Raw genomic sequence first — 13572 nt, forward strand, 5'->3', positions numbered from 1 at the left:
CCCTTTATAAGTTAACTTATACACTTAAATTTTATACATTCTTTTTTTATAAAAGCTTCTAAATTTTTACCTTTTTCTATATTTCCCATTAAAATTTCTTCACTAAGCCTATCTTCAATTTCCTTTGTTATTACTCGTCTAAAAGGCCTTGCACCATAATCATTAACTGTACATTTACTTAGTAAATAATCTTTTATATCATCATTAAAAATAATATCTATATTATTTTTATTTAATCTAATTTTTATATCTTTTAACATTATATCTAATATATCTTTTAAATTATCTTTTTCTAACTTATGAAACACTATTGTGTCATCTATTCTATTTAAAAACTCAGGTCTAAAACTTTTCTTTAAATCATCTAATATATTTTCCTTCATAGATTTATATTCACTTTCATGTGAAACAGATGTTAAAAATCCTACATTTCTTTGCTTTGTTATTTTATGAGCTCCTATATTAGATGTCATTATTATTATTGTATTTTTAAAATTTACAAGTTTACCTTTTCCATCAGTAAGTCTTCCATCCTCTAATATCTGCAACAAAATATTAAAAACATCACTATGAGCCTTTTCTATCTCATCTAATAAAACAACTGAATACGGATTTCTTCTTATAGCCTCTGTAAGCTGACCTCCTTCATCATAACCTACATATCCTGGAGGTGCTCCTATAAGCTTAGAAACAGCATGTTTTTCCATATACTCTGACATATCTATTCTTACCATATTATTTTGATCACCATATACAGCTTCAGCTAATGCTTTGCAAAGCTCTGTTTTACCAACACCTGTAGGTCCTAAAAATATAAAACTGCCAATTGGTCTATTTGGATCTTGAAGTCCAACCCTAGATCTTCTTATAGCTTTTGCTATAGCAGATACAGCTTCCTTCTGTCCAATAACTCTTTTATGAAGTCTATCCTCTAGTTTAAGAAGCCTTTCACTTTCTTTTTCAGTTAGCTTTTCTACTGGTATATTGGTCCAACTTGATACTACTTTTGCAATATCTTCTGCATTAACTATTAACTCATCAACATACTTATTATCATTTAAATTATTTGATTTTTTTTCAAGTTCATTTTTTAAACTTTTTTCTTTATCTCTTAATGATGCTGCTTTTTCAAAATCTTGAACTCTTACAGCATCCTCTTTATCAATTTCTAATTTTTCTATTTTCTCTTTTAAAACTTTTATATATGGTGATATTTCAAGATTTGATATATTAACTTTAGCTGCAGCCTCATCAATTAAGTCTATTGCCTTATCTGGCATATACCTATCAACTATATATCTTTCAGACATTTCAACAGCTGCCTTTAATGCTTCATCTGATATTTTAATTTTATGATGAATTTCATATTTTTCTTTAAGACCTCTTAAAATATTTAACGTTTCCTCTTTATTAGGTTCGTTAACTGTTACTGGTTGAAATCTTCTCTCTAAAGCTAAATCTTTTTCTATGTGCTTTCTATATTCATCTGTAGTCGTTGCACCAATACATTGAATTTCTCCTCTAGCTAAAAAAGGTTTTAATATATTTGATGCATCAATAGCACCTTCTGCTCCTCCAGCTCCTATAATTGTATGAATTTCATCTATAAATAATATTATATTTTTATTTTCCTTAACTTCTTCAACTATTTTTTTTAATCTTTCTTCAAATTCTCCTCTATATTTAGCACCAGCAATTATATTGGATATATCTAAAGAATATATTTGTTTGTCTTTAAGTATTTCAGGTATGTTTCCATATATTATTTTTTGTGCTAAACCTTCTATTATTGCAGTTTTTCCTACTCCTGGTTCACCTATAAGACAAGGATTATTTTTTGCTCTTCTACACAATATCTCAAGTACTCTTTGAATTTCCTTATCTCTCCCTACTAAAGGATCAAACTTCTCTTCTTTTGCTAATTTAGTCATATTAACACTATACTTTTTTAAAACTGGATTATCTTTATTTAAATTTTCATTATTATCTTCACTTATATGTTCATCGCCCGTATTTTCCAAAAAAGAAATTATATCTTTTTTTATTAAACTCATATCATTATCAAATTGAGATAATAAAGTATATGCAACTCCATCATTCTCTTTAAGAAGTGCTAAAAGTATATGTTCTGGATTTATATATGCATGACTAAAATTTTGAGCTTCCTTAGCACTAATTTCTAATAAATGCTTAGTTCTTGGCGTTAATAATAGCTCGTCTATCATTAAATCTACATCACCAAACCCTAAATAACTTTCTACTTTTCCCTTTACATCTTCATAACTTATATTGTATTTGTTAAGTAGAATACTTGCATATCCACCTTCCTTTAAGATTCCAAGTAATATGTGCTCAGTACCAACATAACCATGCTTAAAATTAATAGACTCTTTTTTCCCCTCTAAAATTAAATTCTGAGTCCTTTCATTAAACCTTCCATTACTCATACATTTTATCCTCCTTACCCTTTATACCATACCAGTTACCCAAAAAGTTTTCTAACAACATTAGCTCTCTCTATCTCTATTACTTCATCATTAACATTATCGTGTATCTTAGATTTTATAACTGAACTTTTAACTAAAAAAATTAAATTTTCTATATCATCTAAGTCAAATTCTAAAATGTTACATTCTACACCTAGTCTTAAATCCGATAATAACTCTAAGCATTCTATAAAATTTAATTTCTTTACATACTTTAATATTCCATAAGCCCTAAAAATTTTATCTTCAATTTCAATTTTAGACTTTTTAAAAATATTATTTCTCTCTTTAAACTCCTCATTTATTATATTTATGATGTTATTTTCTAAATTAGTAATTATATCTTCTTCACTTAAACCTAAACACCATTTATTATAAACTTTATAGAAATTTCCATAAGCACATCCCATTTCTCCATATAGTCCTTCTATAGATAAATCATTAAGTTCTAGTTGTTTTGCTATGTTAGTGATTTTATTAAGCTTAGTTAATACAGGTAAATGTAATGTTATTGAAATTTTGAGACCTGTGCCTAAGTTAGATAAATCAGACATAAGATACCCTAATCTATCATCAAAGGCATACCTAAAATTATTTTCTAATAAATTATCAATTTTATTTAAGTATTTATATATTTCCTTTATATTATTACCATTTTTTTCATAATTTAATCTAATATGTTCATTTTCATTAATAATTATAGTAAAATTTTTTTCATCGCTAATTGCTATACTTGAAAATCCCTTATTTTTTATAACATTATTATTTATAAGACCAATATTTTTATAATAGTCTAAATCATCTACTTCCCAAAGATTTATTGGCTTAATATTTATAATACCTTCTAATAATTTCTCTAATATACTTTTTGAAAGCTCTCTTCCATCTTCAATACTTAATTTATTCGGAAACTTCTTTCCCTTTATATTTCTAAAAAGTTCTATATGACTTTTTACAACTAACTGATTATTTTCAAAACTATCAAAATTATTCATTCTTTAAAATAACCTCTCTAAAATTATTTTCTAACTCCTTTATTTTATCTCTTATATTTGCTGCTTCTTCATAATCTTCCGTTGCAATAGAATCTTCCAAATCACACTTTAACTTTATAATCCTCTTTTTATTATTTAAAATATATTCTTCTATCTCTGGAAATTTACCAAAATGTCTGTTCTTTATATTATCTTTACTAAGCTTTTCATTTAAACTATTTCTAAAACATTTATAACACTTTTCACACCCAAATTTCCAAGTTTTTAAAACATCCTCATAATATGTCCCACAATTTTCGCATTTAGTTTTTTTAAATTTATATCTATTTTTTTCAGACTTATTTTGTATAATACTTTCTATAAATCCTCTTAATAGCTTATCAATATCCTTATCATAATTGGTATCTAATGTAAATTCTAATTTAGCACATTTACTACATAACCATAATTCTTTAGTAGTATTATTAAAATTTTTTATAATCTTAACGTTTGCTTTATTTTTCCCACACCTCTCACATAGCATAAAAAACCCTCCTATTCAAGTATTACCATCATAATCCCTTTTAATATATCAGATCTTACTTTATTTTTATTATCAACATCTTTCAATGTTTTATCATTAACTGCTATTTTTATAATATTATATTCCTTTTTATTAATTACTTCTGTTTCTAATAAGTTATCTAATAATGCTACTGTATTATGATATGTTATACTATCCCCAATAGATTCATTTATTAATTTTTTTCTACTAACAGGACAAGTATGTTCTACCTTTTTTATAGATATATATCCACCGCCTCCTCTTCTACTTTCTATAACATAACCTTTTTCATAAGTAAATCTTGTACTTAATACATAATTTATTTGAGATGGAGCACATCTAAATTGATCTGCCAATTCATTTCTTTGTATTAAAATTTTATTATTATCATCTTCCTTTATCATTTCTTTTATAAATTTTTCAATTATATCTGTTAATCTTGCCATAATTTCACCTTCACACCTTTTGTTCTTTACTTACCTTGACTTTGTAACATTATATTAATACTTTTCTTACATTCATTCAAGATAATAGGTTTATATATTTTTATTTTGAGCATAATAAATTATATATTATGGAGGTTTCTTTTATGGAAATTACTTGGATTCAAAATTCAACTTTTTTAATAAAAACTTCTATAGGAAAAAGACTTCTTATAGATCCTTTTAATAAATTTAATAGTTGCGATTTATTATACTTAAATCCTAATGTTGTTACAGTTAGCAGTGAATTTTCAACTTCTTTTCCTGAAATATCTAAGGATATAGAACTAATAACATGTGTTGGTTCTTATAATACAGAAATAGGGAAAATAATAGGTTACCAATCTTTTTCAGATAGTTTAAAAGGAACTAAAAGAGGTTTAAATACTATATATACATATGAAATAGATAATCTAAAATTATGTCATTTAGGTTATATTGGTGAAATTCCATCTAAAGAGCTTCTAAGTAAACTAAATGATATAGATATATTATTTATTCCCGTAGGTGGTCATATAAATATATCTGGTAAAGATGCTTTTATTATAGCAAAAGATTTAAATCCCAAAATAATAATCCCAATGAATTACAAAACTTCATGCTCATCATTTTTATTTGAAAGTATAAAGGAATTTTTACTATTATCAAAAGATTTATATAAAAATAAATCTAATTCAATTACTATAAACGAAAGTAATATAAACGATTTTAATAAAATAATATTACTTCCCTCAACCAAATAAAAAAAGACCGTCAAAAGACGATCTTTTTTTCAATGAAATTACTCTTGAACTGGTGCTCCTACTGGACAAACGTTAGCACAATTTCCACAATCGATACAAGTATCTGCATCTATTACGAATTGAGTATCTCCTTGGCTTATAGCATTAACTGGACATTCAGCTGCACATGCTCCACAGCTTATGCATGTATCATTTATTACAAATGCCATATAAAACACCTCCTAAAAAATTATGGTAATTACACCATAATCATTTTATCATGTTTTATACAAATTTTAAAGTACTTTAATAAAAATTAGAATATGTTAATTATATTACTATATATCCGAATTTTTCTATATTATCTATTATATTCTCCAAACTTATATAATTATTATTAAATATTATCGTTATTTCCTTTTTATCTGATGATATTTCGCTCGCTACTACACCTTCACAAATTGATATTGCACTTTGTACATTCCTTACATCAGTAGAACTTTTAATTCCAGCAACTTTAAGTACTGCTTTCATACTAGCCTCCTACTTTTCTTTTATTAGTTCTTTTATTAGTTTTTTATCTACTTCATCATCTACTACTAATTTTATATCATTTTCATCAATAGAATCTTCGTATGACCCTTCTATAAGTTCTACCTCAGTAATATTAAAGTTTTCTAAGACTTCTTCATCTTTTCTTTTTAATTTTACTTTAACACTTTCTTTTACAATATTATTTTGAACTACTTCTCCTGTTCCTTCAGGTGTTTTTACAATTGAGCCAACCTTAGGTAATTCTTTTCTTATGCTTTCATATGTGCTTTGCTCATAGTTTAAACAACACATTAATCTTCCACATATACCTGATATTTTAGTTGGATTTAATGATAGATTTTGCTCTTTAGCCATTTTTATTGAAACTGAAGCAAAATCTCCTAAGAATGATGAACAGCAAAGAGATCTTCCGCAAGGACCAAGCCCACCTATCATCTTAGCTTCATCTCTAACCCCTATTTGTCTTAACTCTATTCTTGTTTTAAATATAGTAGCTAAATCTTTAACTAATTCTCTAAAATCAACTCTTCCATCTGCAGTAAAATAAAATATAACTTTATTATTATCAAAAGTATATTCAACATCAATTAACTTCATAATAAGATTATGTTCTAATATCTTCTTTGTGCAAATTTCTAGTGCTTCTTTTTCTTTTGCTTTATTTTCCTCATGTTTCTTTATATCATTCTCATCAGCAATTCTTAAAACACTCTTAAGAGGTGATATTATATCTTCCTCTTTAATTTCCTTTATTCCAATAACACATTGACCAAATTCAATACCTCTAGCAGTCTCTACTATAACATAGTCTTCTTTATTTATATTTAAATTGTTTGGATCAAAATAATATATTTTCCCAGCCTTTTTGAATCTTACTCCAATTACTTTTACCATGTAATTATACCTCCAAAAATCCCATAAGCATAACACTAATGCTCATTGCAAAACTAATATTATGCTTTAGATTATCTCTTGCGTCTTCTATATATTTTAGCATTCCATTTAACTTTTTATATGACATCATTTCTATAAGTTCTTCTATATCATTAATCTTATCAGAATTTACTATAATACTCTTATTTCCCAATTCTTTATAAATAATTATATCTCTTATAAAAGTAGCTATCATATTTAATAGTTCTTCTTTTTCATCTTTAAATTCTTGAAATGCCTTCTCGTATTTTATTACTATTTCTGGATTATTATTATTTATATCTTTTAGCATATCTAATATAAGAGTTCTAAGATTTTGAAGATTTTCATCATTTAAAAATCTTAAAGCCCTTCCTGGGATACCTTCTGAATAAGCTAATATAGATAAGATTTCCTCTTCTCTTAAATTATAATTTAAATTAATAAATTCTATCATTTCATTATTATTAAGAGGTGTAAGCTTATATATCTGACATCTTGATTTTATAGTATCTAGTATACTTTCTAAATTTGTTGAAAGCATAATTATAAAAACTCCTGTAGGAGGTTCCTCTATTGTTTTAAGCAATGCATTTTGAGCTTGTATAGTAAGCTTTTCTGAATTATATATTATAATTACTTTTTTATTACCTTCATAAGGCCTTTTATTAACCTCTTCTATAATTTCTCTTACTTCTGAAACCCCTACTGATGATTTTTTACTCTTATAGAAAATAGCATCTACATGTTCTTTTCTAAGTGGCTTATTAAGTATTTTAGATACAAAAATATCAGATATGATACTCTTACCTATTCCATCTCTACCTACTATTAAATGAGCATGAGATAGTGTATTGCTTTCAGCCCTCTTCATAAAGCCATTTATAATTTTATTGTGTCCTACAAATCTACTCAATACACCCTCTCCTTTTTATTCTTATCTCATATTTTTATAAATTGATCTACATCAACAACAAAAACAGTAGCTCCCCCAACTTGTATTTCTATTGGATATTGCATACATAAACCTGCATTTCCTGTAATAGGTGCTGGTGTAGTAACTGTTTCTTTTCTCTTCTTACAAATATCTTTAATAATACTTATAACCTTATCTAAATTTTCTTTTTCTACACCAATAATTAAAGTTGTATTTCCAGCTTTTAAGAATCCACCTGTTGTTGCAAGTTTTGTAACTCCAAACTTATTTTCATTTAAAACATCAATCAAATCATCTGAATCATCATCATTTACTATAGCTATAACTAACTTCATAAATAACCTCCATAATAATTAAATACCCTTAATTATATTTTACCACAAAGTAATATCCATTTTAATCATTATTAAGCATATTAGATATGATATCTTTAACTTCATCAAAAACTTCATTAATTGTTTGCTCAGCATTTATTTTAAATTTATTTTTACTACTTTCATTATAAATTAAATTATATCCTTCTCTAACTTTATTATGAAAATCAATTTTTTCTAAATCTAATCTATTAACTTCTCTATCAGAATTTTTCTTTATTCTATTTAATCCAACCTCAGGGCTTATATCAAATAAAATTGATACATCCGGCATACAATCTCCTATAGCAAACTTATTTATACTATAAACTTCATCCATTCCAAGGCCTCTAGCATATCCTTGATAAGCTAAAGATGAGTCTAAAAATCTATCGCACAAAACTATTTTACCATCTTCTAATGCTGGAATAACCTTTTCTACTAAATGCTGTCTTCTTGCCGCCGCATAAAGTAAAGCTTCTGTTTTACCATCCATCTTAACATTTTGCTTATTAAGTATAACTTCTCTTATTTGTTCTGCTATACTTATTCCACCTGGTTCTCTAGTCTTTATTACACTATACCCCATTTCATCAAGCCAATCGTATATCATATCAATCATTGTACTTTTTCCTGAACCTTCTCCACCTTCAAATACAATAAAATTTCCTTTTTTCAATATCGTTACCTCTTTCTTTGAATTTATTTTAATATGCTTTTTATCTTTTTTACATAAAAATCATAATTATATTCATCTGGAGTAATATTTACTATATCTTCCTCACAGCAAGGGCAAATAAAATTGCCTTTTATCATTATACCATTGTCACTAATATTTCCACACACAGCACAAACATTTTCCTTTATTTTTTTATTAATTAATCCCTTCATAAAAATCTCTCCTTTATCCATAAATTTATTTATCTAGAGTTTGTCCATTTATTTATTTTTATATACTTTATATAAAAATAAATATTTTTTTATATATAGGTAAAAATAATAAAGAATATTTATCGGGAGGGCACTTTTATGAAACAAGAAATGATTAGTTATCTTTCAACTCATGATAAAGAAATTTCAGATTTATGTAAATATCTTTATCATAATGCTGAAGAAAGCTATAAAGAAACTAATTCTTCAAAATATATATCTAATCTTTTAAAAGAACATGGTTTTTCAGTAGAAAATAATTATTTAGATTTTCCTACAGCCTTTTATGCTAAAAAAGGTTCAGGACACCCTAAAATATGCTTTATATGCGAATATGATGCTGTTAAAGATAAAGGACATATAACAGCCCATAATGGTTTAAGCACAATATCATATATAGCAGCTATTTCATTAGGCCATATTATAAATAAATTAAATTATGGAACTGTTATAATTATAGGATGCCCTGGAGAATATGCAGGTGGTACAAAAGATGTAATGCTAAAACAAGGTGTCTTTGATGATATTGATGTAGTTATGGTTTCTCATCCTGATACTACAACTTGCGAAAGTGGTACATCTTCAGCTGTAATTCCACTTAGTGTAAAATTTACAGGTCATGATGGATTGAGTTTCCTAAATTCAAAACCTTATACATCATTAGATGCTATACTTTTAACTCTTAATATATTAAATTCTATTGCTAAAGGCTTCTGTAATGATATTACAATTAACTCTGTAATATCAGAAGGTGGAGATACCCCTTTATTGGTTCCAAAAGAATCAGAATGTAAATTTTATATAAGAGCTTCAACTATAAATCATGCAAGTTTTGTTGAAAATAAAATTAAAGAAATTGCAGAATTCATATCTAAATTATTAAATATTGAAGTAAAAACTTCATTATATCAATTTTCTAGTGATGAACTTGTAAGTAATAAAACTTTAAATCGATTATACAATCATAACTTAAAGGAATGTGGAATTATAAATATATGTCCATCAAAAAATATAAATGCAGCAATTTCATTAGGATCTATAAGTAAAAAAGTCCCTTTAATACATCCATATATATCAATAGTTGAAGATGAAAAAATTGCTTATGGAACAACTGATTTTGCTAACTGTACAATTTCAGATTTTGCTATTGATCAATATAAAAAATCTGGTTTAGCACTTGCTTGTACAGGTTTTGATATACTAACAAATCAAAACTTACTTTCAGAAATAAAATCAGAATTTTTTAATTATACATCTAATATTAAATAAAAAATACCCAAGAATTATTTTCTTGGGTATTTTTTATTTAAGTAATTTATTATCTCTTAATTTTAATATATTTCTTTTAACTCTATTAATAAAACATTCACTAGGTTGAAAATAAAACTTATAGTAATTATTATCAACTTTATATATGCAACAACATTGTTCAAATTTTAATTTATTACATCCATAGCTGCCAACAAGTTTTGCCTCTATATTTTTGGGTTGTTTACCTTTTTTGCCTAAATAAACAATATCTGATATTTTTATACTAGTTAAATTTTTCTCATCATTAGAAAAAATCTTATTCACTATAAGCTTGTTCGCTATTAAAGCGTATTTGTAAGAAACCTTGCATTTTAAAAACTCCCTTATTATAACTAAAACTGCTATCAATGCTATTATTAACTTACATAAAAGCAAAGTCTTCCTACTACTAAAATCAATAATTTTAAGAGCTTCTTGAGCATATAACATAAAAGTTATAACAAATAATGCTATTCCTATTACTGGAGCTTTCTTTTTGGCAACTATTTCCTTATGCATCATATTTAAATCCCCCATGATTTAATCAAATATTTATAAACATAGAAATGATTATACTAGTAATTCAAGTTTTATTCCATATTAATATAAGTCAAATTTTTTTATTATTAGCCTGTTAATCGTATTAAATAGGTTTTATCTTTATTTATCTAATTGTTTTTATATTATCCTTTGATTATCTTCAATTTTAAAAATAAAATTAGCAATATAATTGTATCTATATATTTTTTCTTTTTATTTATAGCTTTATTTTATATTTATTAATTAAATAGTATAATATAATTATATATTAATGGAGGTTTTAAGATGATTCAAATATTTAAAACAATAGATGATAATAATAAAAATCTCAAGCAGCTTGATAACATAGAGCAAGGTTCTTGGATAAATATAGTAGCCCCATCTGATGAAGAGCTTATTTTAATCTCAAATAAGACAGGTATATCTTTAGATTTTCTAAAATCATCATTAGATGATGAAGAAACCTCTCGTATAGATATAGAAGATGATGTTATTTCAATAATAGTGGATATTCCCTTCACAGAAATGGAGGATAATTCTTTAACTTATGATACATATCCACTATCAATAATACATACAGATAAATATTTAATAACAGTTTGCCTTAAAAATAGTAAAATTTTAACTGATTTTATAAATGGGAGAATAAAATCTTTTTATACATTTAAAAAATCAAGATTTATTCTTCAAATATTAAATAGAATATCAACATACTATCTTTTATATTTAAGACAAATAGATAAAAAAAGCTTAATGATTGAAAAAAGGCTTCATAAATCAATGAAAAATAGAGAACTTATTCAATTACATTCACTTGAGAAATCATTAGTTTATTTTTCAACTTCATTAAAAGCAAATGAAATAACATTAGAAAAAATGCTTAAACTAAATATAATTCAAAAATATGAAGCAGATAAAGATGTGCTTGAAGATGTAATAGTAGAAAATAAACAAGCAATAGAAATGACAGAAATTTATAGCAACATCCTTGCTAGTACAATGGATTTCTTTGCTTCAGTTATTTCTAATAACTTAAATATAGTTATGAAAGTATTAGCATCAGTTACTATACTTATGGCTATACCAACTATAATAGGTGGTATATTTGGTATGAATGTATGGCTACCAATTTCACCAAATGACCCATCTGGATTTTATATAATAATGTTTATGACTATATTTATTTGTGCAATAGCCGCTTGGATATTATATAAAAATGATATGTTTAGATAACATCTTTTTTTTAAAATCATAATATAAATATTATTAATAAATAGTGAGCTTAAATTAAGCTCATTTTTTATAGGAGGAATTTTATATTATGATAAAAGGTAAAATTTTAAATACTAATTCTACAATTGGTATTATTTCTCCAGCTTCTTGTAGCGAAGATATAATTATAAATACTTATATTAATAAATTTAAATCTCTAGGACTTAAAATTGCAAAAGGACATCACATTTATGATAAACATGGATACTTTTCTGGAACAGATCTAGATAGAGCAAAGGAATTAACTAATATGTTTTTAGATGATTCAATAGATGGAATTATATGCTTTCGTGGTGGATATGGATCTATTCGTACCCTTCCTTATATAGATATATCTATAATAAAAAATAATCCTAAATTCTTCTGTGGATATAGTGATATAACTATATTATTAAATTACTTTGCAAATAATGGTCTAATAACATTTCATGGTCCAATGATAAAATCTAACTTTGATGATATTTTAACATTATCATATCTAAAAAGAATGTTGTTCAATCCTACTAAAGGATTTATTTACGATTTTTCTAACTGTATAAAATTTAATAATAATTATTTTTCCGGTAAATTAATGGGTGGAAACTTATCAATGATATGTTCATCTATAGGTACTCCATATGAGATTAATTTAGATAATAGTATATTACTTTTAGAAGAAGTAAACGAACCACCTTATGTAATAGATAGATTATTAACCCAATTATTACTTTCATCTAAACTTAATAAATGTAACGCTATTATTATAGGACATATGACTAATTGCACTGATGATAATAATTATAGCTTTAATATCCTAGATATAATAAAAGATATACTTGTACCTTTAAATATACCTATAATACTAAATGTTCCTTTTGGACATTCTTATCCTAATTTAACTTTTCCAATAGGATGTTATGCAAACTATAATAAAAAAACAAATCAACTTGTATTATGTGAAAATTCACTTCTATAAAATTTAATCCACAAATATACAAGTTATTCACAATAGCATTTATATATTTAGTGGATAAGTTGTTATATAAGAGATATTTTTGTGAATAATTTTAAAAACAAAAAAGTCTGTAAACTTTGTTTACAGACTTTTTTTATGGAGGCGCCACCCAGATTTGAACTGGGGATGAAGGTGTTGCAGACCTCTGCCTTACCACTTGGCTATAGCGCCATATATGGTGGCTCGAGCAGGAATCGAACCAGCGACACGAGGATTTTCAGTCCTCTGCTCTACCGACTGAGCTATCGAGCCACACCATACCTAGCAACGTCCTACTCTCCCACACGGTCACCCATGCAGTACCATCGGCGCTATAGAGCTTAACTTTCCTGTTCGGAATGGGAAGGAGTGTTTCCTCTATGCCATCATCACTAGATTTCATTTATTTTAAAGAGATTTGTTCTCTGAAAATTGCATATGAATTTTGTTGATCGTTTTTTATTGGTCAAGCCCTCGACCTATTAGTATCAGTCAGCTGAACATGTTACCATGCTTACACCCCTGACCTATCAACCTTGTGTTCTTCAAGGGGTCTTACTAGCTTACGCTATGGGAAATCT

General features: G+C 26.0%; 16 protein-coding genes, 2 tRNA genes and 2 rRNA genes. 4 read left to right on the forward strand and 16 right to left on the reverse strand.

Annotation, left to right across the window (positions count from 1 at the left end; translation table 11 throughout):
* Window positions 1–11 precede the first annotated feature (11 nt).
* From AC4FQ1_RS12535 to AC4FQ1_RS12550, 4 genes are read right to left on the reverse strand one after another with little or no spacing between them, the layout of a single operon-like run.
* The gene (locus AC4FQ1_RS12535) at window positions 12–2447 is read right to left on the reverse strand and encodes an ATP-dependent Clp protease ATP-binding subunit (protein WP_491169809.1); all 2436 of its coding nucleotides are present in this window, start codon (window positions 2445–2447) and stop codon (window positions 12–14) included.
* A 35-nt stretch (window positions 2448–2482) separates the two neighbouring features.
* The gene (locus tag AC4FQ1_RS12540; RefSeq protein ID WP_491169810.1) at window positions 2483–3481 is read right to left on the reverse strand and encodes a hypothetical protein; all 999 of its coding nucleotides are present in this window, start codon (window positions 3479–3481) and stop codon (window positions 2483–2485) included.
* Entirely contained in the window at window positions 3474–4004 is a 531-nt protein-coding gene (locus AC4FQ1_RS12545; protein ID WP_491169811.1) for a UvrB/UvrC motif-containing protein, read from the reverse strand. The genes AC4FQ1_RS12540 and AC4FQ1_RS12545 overlap by 8 nt, the downstream gene beginning before the upstream one ends.
* 11 nt (window positions 4005–4015) lie before the next feature.
* Window positions 4016–4471 carry a CtsR family transcriptional regulator gene (locus AC4FQ1_RS12550; protein ID WP_303130039.1) on the reverse strand — a complete coding sequence of 152 codons (456 nt, stop codon included), beginning with the start codon at window positions 4469–4471 and terminating at the stop codon, window positions 4016–4018.
* 143 nt (window positions 4472–4614) lie between these two features.
* On the opposite strand from AC4FQ1_RS12550, the gene AC4FQ1_RS12555 reads away from it, so the two are divergent.
* On the forward strand, window positions 4615–5250 hold the full coding sequence (locus tag AC4FQ1_RS12555) for an MBL fold metallo-hydrolase (RefSeq protein ID WP_491148953.1): 636 nt from the start codon (window positions 4615–4617) through the stop codon (window positions 5248–5250).
* A gap of 38 nt (window positions 5251–5288) precedes the next feature.
* Here AC4FQ1_RS12555 and fdxA read toward each other — a convergent pair whose 3' ends face one another.
* The 7 genes from fdxA to AC4FQ1_RS12590 form a co-directional block, all read right to left on the reverse strand.
* A complete protein-coding gene (fdxA, locus tag AC4FQ1_RS12560; RefSeq protein WP_024615902.1) occupies window positions 5289–5459 on the reverse strand; it encodes a 4Fe-4S ferredoxin in 171 nt (56 codons plus the stop codon).
* A 100-nt stretch (window positions 5460–5559) separates the two neighbouring features.
* Window positions 5560–5763, reverse strand: a complete 204-nt coding sequence (locus AC4FQ1_RS12565) for a heavy-metal-associated domain-containing protein (protein WP_303130035.1) — start codon at window positions 5761–5763, stop codon at window positions 5560–5562.
* Window positions 5764–5772: 9 nt separating this feature from the next.
* Window positions 5773–6678 carry a PSP1 domain-containing protein gene (locus tag AC4FQ1_RS12570; protein ID WP_491169812.1) on the reverse strand — a complete coding sequence of 302 codons (906 nt, stop codon included), beginning with the start codon at window positions 6676–6678 and terminating at the stop codon, window positions 5773–5775.
* Window positions 6679–6682: 4 nt separating this feature from the next.
* The gene (locus AC4FQ1_RS12575; protein ID WP_491169813.1) at window positions 6683–7612 is read right to left on the reverse strand and encodes a DNA polymerase III subunit delta'; all 930 of its coding nucleotides are present in this window, start codon (window positions 7610–7612) and stop codon (window positions 6683–6685) included.
* Between the two features lie 26 nt (window positions 7613–7638).
* Complete coding sequence (gene darA / locus AC4FQ1_RS12580; protein ID WP_303130029.1) at window positions 7639–7968, reverse strand: cyclic di-AMP receptor DarA; 330 nt, start codon at window positions 7966–7968, stop codon at window positions 7639–7641.
* Between the two features lie 61 nt (window positions 7969–8029).
* Window positions 8030–8665, reverse strand: a complete 636-nt coding sequence (gene tmk / locus AC4FQ1_RS12585) for a dTMP kinase (protein ID WP_491169814.1) — start codon at window positions 8663–8665, stop codon at window positions 8030–8032.
* Window positions 8666–8688: 23 nt separating this feature from the next.
* The gene (locus tag AC4FQ1_RS12590; RefSeq protein ID WP_303130024.1) at window positions 8689–8877 is read right to left on the reverse strand and encodes a sigma factor G inhibitor Gin; all 189 of its coding nucleotides are present in this window, start codon (window positions 8875–8877) and stop codon (window positions 8689–8691) included.
* A 138-nt stretch (window positions 8878–9015) separates the two neighbouring features.
* On the opposite strand from AC4FQ1_RS12590, the gene AC4FQ1_RS12595 reads away from it, so the two are divergent.
* Window positions 9016–10185 (forward strand): zinc-binding metallopeptidase family protein, encoded by a 1170-nt coding sequence (locus tag AC4FQ1_RS12595; RefSeq protein WP_491169815.1) that lies wholly within the window; start codon window positions 9016–9018, stop codon window positions 10183–10185.
* 33 nt (window positions 10186–10218) lie between these two features.
* Here the strand turns inward: AC4FQ1_RS12595 and AC4FQ1_RS12600 are convergent, their stop codons facing one another.
* The gene (locus AC4FQ1_RS12600) at window positions 10219–10728 is read right to left on the reverse strand and encodes a hypothetical protein (protein ID WP_303130020.1); all 510 of its coding nucleotides are present in this window, start codon (window positions 10726–10728) and stop codon (window positions 10219–10221) included.
* Between the two features lie 303 nt (window positions 10729–11031).
* Here AC4FQ1_RS12600 and AC4FQ1_RS12605 point away from each other — a divergent pair, with 303 nt between their 5' ends.
* Together AC4FQ1_RS12605 and AC4FQ1_RS12610 are read left to right on the forward strand one after the other, a co-directional pair.
* A complete protein-coding gene (locus AC4FQ1_RS12605) occupies window positions 11032–11979 on the forward strand; it encodes a magnesium transporter CorA family protein (RefSeq protein WP_303130017.1) in 948 nt (315 codons plus the stop codon).
* A gap of 88 nt (window positions 11980–12067) precedes the next feature.
* Window positions 12068–12973 (forward strand): S66 peptidase family protein, encoded by a 906-nt coding sequence (locus tag AC4FQ1_RS12610; RefSeq protein ID WP_491169816.1) that lies wholly within the window; start codon window positions 12068–12070, stop codon window positions 12971–12973.
* Between the two features lie 136 nt (window positions 12974–13109).
* Here AC4FQ1_RS12610 and AC4FQ1_RS12615 read toward each other — a convergent pair.
* From AC4FQ1_RS12615 to AC4FQ1_RS12630, 4 genes are all read right to left on the reverse strand, one after another.
* Window positions 13110–13183, reverse strand: a tRNA-Cys gene (locus AC4FQ1_RS12615).
* Between the two features lie 5 nt (window positions 13184–13188).
* A tRNA-Phe gene (locus AC4FQ1_RS12620) sits at window positions 13189–13264 on the reverse strand.
* 7 nt (window positions 13265–13271) lie between these two features.
* Window positions 13272–13388, reverse strand: a 5S ribosomal RNA gene (gene rrf / locus AC4FQ1_RS12625).
* A 65-nt stretch (window positions 13389–13453) separates the two neighbouring features.
* Window positions 13454–13572 (reverse strand): 23S ribosomal RNA (locus AC4FQ1_RS12630); the annotation flags it as partial.

Source organism: Clostridium sp. TJA020 (genome assembly GCF_058310295.1).

Excerpts from the sequence above, each read along its gene's own strand:
- AC4FQ1_RS12535 (WP_491169809.1), bottom strand. The coding sequence starts at position 2,447 with ATGAGTAATGGAAGGTTTAATGAAAGGACTCAGAATTTAATTTTAGAG.
- AC4FQ1_RS12540 (WP_491169810.1), bottom strand. The coding sequence starts at position 3,481 with ATGAATAATTTTGATAGTTTTGAAAATAATCAGTTAGTTGTAAAAAGT.
- AC4FQ1_RS12545 (WP_491169811.1), bottom strand. The coding sequence starts at position 4,004 with ATGCTATGTGAGAGGTGTGGGAAAAATAAAGCAAACGTTAAGATTATA.
- AC4FQ1_RS12550 (WP_303130039.1), bottom strand. The coding sequence starts at position 4,471 with ATGGCAAGATTAACAGATATAATTGAAAAATTTATAAAAGAAATGATA.
- AC4FQ1_RS12555 (WP_491148953.1), top strand. The coding sequence starts at position 4,615 with ATGGAAATTACTTGGATTCAAAATTCAACTTTTTTAATAAAAACTTCT.
- fdxA (WP_024615902.1), bottom strand. The coding sequence starts at position 5,459 with ATGGCATTTGTAATAAATGATACATGCATAAGCTGTGGAGCATGTGCA.
- AC4FQ1_RS12565 (WP_303130035.1), bottom strand. The coding sequence starts at position 5,763 with ATGAAAGCAGTACTTAAAGTTGCTGGAATTAAAAGTTCTACTGATGTA.
- AC4FQ1_RS12570 (WP_491169812.1), bottom strand. The coding sequence starts at position 6,678 with ATGGTAAAAGTAATTGGAGTAAGATTCAAAAAGGCTGGGAAAATATAT.
- darA (WP_303130029.1), bottom strand. The coding sequence starts at position 7,968 with ATGAAGTTAGTTATAGCTATAGTAAATGATGATGATTCAGATGATTTG.
- AC4FQ1_RS12590 (WP_303130024.1), bottom strand. The coding sequence starts at position 8,877 with ATGAAGGGATTAATTAATAAAAAAATAAAGGAAAATGTTTGTGCTGTG.
- AC4FQ1_RS12595 (WP_491169815.1), top strand. The coding sequence starts at position 9,016 with ATGAAACAAGAAATGATTAGTTATCTTTCAACTCATGATAAAGAAATT.
- AC4FQ1_RS12600 (WP_303130020.1), bottom strand. The coding sequence starts at position 10,728 with ATGATGCATAAGGAAATAGTTGCCAAAAAGAAAGCTCCAGTAATAGGA.
- AC4FQ1_RS12605 (WP_303130017.1), top strand. The coding sequence starts at position 11,032 with ATGATTCAAATATTTAAAACAATAGATGATAATAATAAAAATCTCAAG.
- AC4FQ1_RS12610 (WP_491169816.1), top strand. The coding sequence starts at position 12,068 with ATGATAAAAGGTAAAATTTTAAATACTAATTCTACAATTGGTATTATT.